At 62.3% G+C, this 4,671-nt stretch carries 6 protein-coding genes; all 6 read right to left on the bottom strand.

What is annotated here, in order from left to right; genetic code table 11:
* Window positions 1-975: D-alanyl-D-alanine carboxypeptidase family protein (locus AB4Z11_RS23565; RefSeq protein ID WP_442028079.1), on the bottom strand; the 975-nt coding region annotated here is incomplete at its 3' end.
* 59 nt (window positions 976-1,034) lie between these two features.
* Entirely contained in the window at window positions 1,035-1,682 is a 648-nt protein-coding gene (locus AB4Z11_RS23570; RefSeq protein WP_442028089.1) for an alpha/beta hydrolase, read from the bottom strand.
* On the bottom strand, window positions 1,682-2,005 hold the full coding sequence (locus AB4Z11_RS23575; protein WP_442028081.1) for a (2Fe-2S) ferredoxin domain-containing protein: 324 nt from the start codon (window positions 2,003-2,005) through the stop codon (window positions 1,682-1,684). Before AB4Z11_RS23575 ends, AB4Z11_RS23570 begins: the two co-directional genes overlap by 1 nt.
* A 41-nt stretch (window positions 2,006-2,046) precedes the next feature.
* Window positions 2,047-3,171, bottom strand: coding sequence for a VanZ family protein (locus tag AB4Z11_RS23580; protein WP_442028083.1), 1,125 nt, complete (start codon window positions 3,169-3,171; stop codon window positions 2,047-2,049).
* A gap of 3 nt (window positions 3,172-3,174) precedes the next feature.
* Window positions 3,175-3,780: an ABC-type transport auxiliary lipoprotein family protein gene (locus tag AB4Z11_RS23585; protein WP_442028085.1), complete on the bottom strand. Its 606-nt coding sequence runs from the start codon at window positions 3,778-3,780 to the stop codon at window positions 3,175-3,177.
* A gap of 10 nt (window positions 3,781-3,790) precedes the next feature.
* Window positions 3,791-4,671, bottom strand: an 881-nt coding sequence (locus tag AB4Z11_RS23590; protein WP_442028087.1) for an MlaD family protein, incomplete at its 5' end; no start/stop codon positions are given.

Consider the following 4,671-nt stretch of genomic DNA (forward strand, 5'->3'; position numbering starts at 1 on the left):
CTCCAGCACGGGCTTCATCTTGGCGGCCACGCCCTTCGGCACCGTCACCAGCACGTCCTGCTTGAAGCCGATCTTCATCTTGGCGGCGGAACCCTTCSAGACTTCCGGCGTGTCGATCGCCTGGCCCTTGGTGTACAGCTTCACGGTGTCGAAGTTCTGGAAGCCCCAGTTCAGCAGCTTCTGGCTTTCCTGGGTACGGGTCGAATCGGAGGTCGTGCCCATCACCACCGAAATCAGGCGGCGGTCGATGGTGCCGGACGGACGGTGGGCGGAAGCGATCATGCAGAAGCCTGCCGCTTCGGTGTGGCCGGTCTTCATACCGTCAACGGTCGGATCGAGCCACAGCAGGCGGTTGCGGTTCTGCTGCTTGATGCGGTTGTAGGTGAATTCCTTGACCGAGTCGATCTTGTAGAACTCAGGGAAGTCCTGGATCACGTGGCGCGCCAGTACCGACAGATCCTGCGCCGTGGTGTAGTTCTCCGGCGACGGCAGGCCGTGCGGGTTGGCGAAGTGGGTGTTGGTCAGGCCCATGCGCTGGGCATCGCGGTTCATCAGGGTGACGAAGGTAGCTTCGTCGCCGGCCACGGCTTCGGCCAGGGCCACAGCAGCATCGTTACCCGATTGGACCATCAGCCCGTACAGCAGGTCCTTGACCGATACCGGTGTGGCAGGATCGATGAACATCTTGGAGCTGGAGGCATCCACCTTCCAGGCTTTGACGGAGACGTTCACCATCTGGTCCAGCGACAGCTTCTTGTCGCGCAGGGCTTCGAAAGTGACGTAGGCGGTCATGACCTTGGTCAGCGAAGCCGGTTCCACGCGCGCGTTCGGATCTTGCGATGCGATGATCTGGCCGCTGGTGGCGTCCAGCAGCAGCCAGGATTTCGCGGCGATGGTCGGAGCGGGAAGCGTCTGCGCGACGGCAGACGTCATCAGGAGAACACTGGTCGCCAGTGCGGAAATGAGTTTCTTCATAGTGTCGTAGGGCGGATCATCGATCCGCCAAAATTGTTGGCCCCAAAAATTATAAGGCGTCAAACCGCCTCAACGGTGTCCTTTTGTCCCTGCCACAGCGCAATCACCCAGCTCTTGATATGGCCAAGCTTGCGATGGAAGAAGTGATCCGCACCCGGAATCACGATAACCGGAATATCCTGCGGACGCGCCCAGTCGAATACATCGGACAGAGGAATCGTCTCGTCATGCTCGCCGTGAATCAGAATCGTATTGGAAGGCACTTCGGCGATCGGCCACTTGGCGGCCGCGGTACCGACCAGCACCAGGCGCTCGGCCGGTGTACCGGCCGCGGCCAGGCGCTGCTGCAAATGCGACTGCACAAAGGTGCCGAAGGAGAAGCCGGACAGCGCCACCGGCAGGCCGGGATACTGCGCCACCATGTGCTGGTACAGGATCATCATATCGTCCGTCTCGCCATGGCCGTGGTCATGCACGCCTTCCGAAGCGCCAACGCCGCGGAAATTGATGCGCGCCACCACATAGCCCAGCGCCACGAAGGTACGGGCCAGGGTCTGCGCGACCTTGTTTTCCATGGTGCCGCCGTACAGCGGATGCGGGTGGGCCACCAGGGCGATACCCTTCGGCGCATCTGCCGGCATATCGATCAGGCCTTCCATCAGGCCTGCGCCGCCCTGCAGGGTGAATTTTTGCGAATTCTTGTTCATCATGCTTCTTTAATCTTCAAACGCTCTACTTCCACGCCATTCACGAGATGGCTGTCGATGATTTCGTCGATGTCGGCAGTGTCCACATAGGTGTACCAGGTGCCTTCGGGATACACGACCACCACCGGGCCGTGTTCGCAGCGGTCCAGGCAGCCCGCCTGATTGATCCGCACCTTGCCCGCGCCGTTCAGGTTCAACTCCTTGCAGCGCTTCTTGGCGTGTTTCTGCGCCTGCTCGGCGCCACGCGGACCGCAGCTTTCGCGGCCGTCATCACGGTGGTTCAGGCAAAAGAACACGTGATGCTTAAAGTATTGCTCACTCATAGTGACCTCTGTTACTTGGTGAATCCGTAATGATACCCGCCTCAGGGCTTATTGAGCTTATGGGACGGCAGCCAGAGGAACCACAAGGCCGCCAGGGGCCACATTACGGACAGGAACTGGGCCGCCCCATTGAAGTTCAGGAACTTGCCTTGTACCCAGCTTTGCAGCGTCTCGCTGAAGTAGGGATTGACGGGCGTGGTGTTGACAATCAAAAGGCTGAGCAGCAGGGTGGCTGCCGCCAGCCGGCGCTGCGCCACATGCGGTGCGAAAGCCAGGCCGCCCAGCATGATGGCGCCGATCAGGAAACCGCCCTGGGCACCGGGCGTGATCCAGGTGAAGGCATTGTCGGGCGCGAACAGCAGGGCGGTAGCCAGGGTCTTGACGGTAACGGCAGCGGCCACCAGTCCCACCACCAGCAGGCCGCGCGGCGAAGGCTTGCGCAGCAGGCAAAGCAGAGTGAGGGAGGCGCCCACCATGCCGCAGGCGGTGACGATGGTTTCGGACAGCCAATACTGCTCCACCGACAGCGCGACATCCGGCCGCAGGTAGCTGGTCAGGTCGATATCCTTTTCCAGCAGGTCGGACAGCCATTCCGACAGGATGGGCAGAATCTGTCCGAGTCCGAACAGGAAGGATTGCGGATAGATCTGGGCCAGCGGCCACAAAGCCACCAGCACCAGGCCCTGGCTGGCATGCTGGGCGAACCAGCGCTGGCGCAGGGCGTACAGCGCGCTGGTGTCCATCAATTTGCGCTCGGTGAGGGCGCCGATCAATGCACCGGCCGCGCAACCCACGGCATTGGTATAGAAGTCGAGATTGGACGAGACACGGGTGGGCAGATAAGTCTGTACCGCCTCCATGGTGCCGGACACCAGCACCCCGACCAGCGTCGCCACCAGAAAGGCCCATCCGCCGCGCAGCTGTGGGTGCAGCGCGTACACCAGCAGCACACCGAAGGGGATGTAGCCGATCACATTGGTGATGGCGTCGAACTTGGTCCAGTAGTGCGGCAGCGCTACATGTTCCAGGAAGATAAAGGGGGACAGTCCCGAGTTATGCCAGCCGGAGAAGGGATACAGGCTGGCATAGACGATCAGCAGCGTGTAGGCCAGCAGCGCGGCGCGCGCCACTGGGGAACCTCTTTTCGCGCGGCCGGCTTCCGTCATTGATTACTGCTTCGGCAGGGTCGCCAGCCAGGCCAGGATATCTGCGGCGACTGCGTCGGATGCGTTGGCCAAACCGCGCGCGCCGCCCGGCGCATCGGCGCTTTCGGCCGGAGCGGTGTGGGTAAAGGTGCGCTGATCCACCAGCTGGTGATGGCGGAATACGGAAGCGCGCAGCGAGATGCTGGCGCTGCTGTGCATGGCGCTGTCAAAGTTCTGCGAGAACTCGTCGGCTTCAAGGCGCAGCAGCGGCAGGCCGCCCGCCGCATCGGTGGTGTTCAGCACTTTCACGCCGGCCTGCGCCAGGCGGGCCTTCATGCGCTGGCTAAGCAGCTGCAGCGGCGTTACGCTCCAGTTGTTGAAGGCGTAAGGGCGCGATTGCTGCGCATCCGAATACATCAGGCGGTAGAACATGCGCTGAGTGTCCAGCGAAGCAGGGCCGGTTACGTCCGCGACGACCAGGGCCGGGAAGACGGCTGCGGCAGGCGATGCGCTGTTGCCGGCGGCAGCCGTCAGCGGACCAAAGTCGTAGCTGGTCGTCGCCTGGGTTTTGTTGCTGGCGCAGCCGGCCAGTGCGGCCGCGAGGCTGAGGAGAATCAGGGTAGTCTTCACGTTGATGTCCTTATTTTTTCGGAGACTCGAAGCCGGGTTCGCCCGGGCCCGGCGGTGTGCTTGGTGCACCGAACAGCAGGCTGGTTGGACGGTCGCTCAGGTTGTTCATGGTGCGGCGTACCGCGCGCATGGAGGACTTGGTTTCGTCAGCCAGGCCATTAAAGCTAGGCAGCGTGTCCAGTTCAACACCGCTGGTCACAGCTTCCAGCGAGGTACCGGCACGATCCACCGCGCCGGTGATGCGCGCCACCGCGCCGTCCGGACCTTGCAGGCTGGAGGCCAGCTGGTCAGCGTCAGTTGCCAGCTTGTCGACCGTGCTCAAGGTCTTCTGGGTTTGCGCGGCCAGGGCCGGCAGCTTGTCGATGGTCGGCTTCAGCTGCTCGGGGATCTGGCCGAAGGCATGCGCCGCGGTGCTCAGGTCATTGACGGCGCCCATCATGGCTTTCTGATTGTCGTCGCTGAGCAGGGTGTTCAGCTTCTCGGTCACCTGCTGGGTTTGCGACAGAATCTCCTTGCCGCGTTTTTCCAGCTGGTCGAACAGTCCGGGGTGCAAAGGAATGCGGGTCGGGTTTTCCTTGCTGGTGCCGATGCGCTGCGAGCCGGTGGCGTCGTCATCCAGCTGAATGTAGGCGATGCCGGTCACGCCCTGATAGCCCAGCGTGGCGTAGGTGGTCTTGGTGATTGGCGTATCCGGGTCGATGGCGAGGCGGATCAGGATCTGGCCCGCCACCTTGGGGTCGAAGTCGATGTCGTCCACCTTGCCCACTTCCAGGCCGCGATAGCGCACGGCGGCTTGCGGATTCAGTCCGGGCACCGCCATCGACGTTGAAATCATATACGGCTCATACTTCACGCGGTCGCGGTTGAACCAGACGCCGAACAGGATAGCCG

The organism is Pseudoduganella sp. RAF53_2 (genome assembly GCF_052113985.1).
In the GTDB taxonomy this organism is placed as follows: domain Bacteria; phylum Pseudomonadota; class Gammaproteobacteria; order Burkholderiales; family Burkholderiaceae_D; genus Rugamonas.